Raw genomic sequence first — 491 nt, 5'->3', positions numbered from 1 at the left:
GAAGCCATTACCAAACTGGAACGCCAGCACGGTAACCTGACGGTTAACACCGACCAGATCGCCAAGCGGTGCCAGTAACGGCATGGTTAACGCCGCCTGACCAGAACCGGCCGTCACGAAGAAATTAAATACCGCCTGGAAGAGCAACATAAACCAGGCCGCGACCGCGTTGTCCAGACCGCTAATGGCATTGGCAATGCTGTTGAGGATGGTATTTAACACGCTGGCATCACCCGCTTCACCATTACCGACCAGCAGCAAAATCCCTTTGGCGAAACCCACCAGCAGGGCAGGGGCGATCATCATTCGCGCCCCTTCGGTAAAGGATGAAGCCATGGTATTAACCGTCATGCCGTTAAGGCGGAAAACAACGCCGATGATGCCAATCACCAGACCCATGGTGAAGAACTGGCTGGCAATTTCTGGAATAAACCAGGCATTAACGATCACGCCCCAAATCACCCAGACCATTACGGCGGTCAGGACAATCA

The 491-nt window shown here is 53.8% G+C and carries 1 pseudogene; it reads right to left on the bottom strand.

Annotation, left to right across the window (positions count from 1 at the left end):
* Nucleotides 1–491: pseudogene (locus RAD15_RS43595) on the bottom strand (hypothetical protein); the annotation flags it as partial.

It is taken from the genome of Bradyrhizobium sp. 14AA (assembly GCF_054185205.1).
This window is presented reverse-complemented; position numbering and strand designations above follow the sequence as displayed.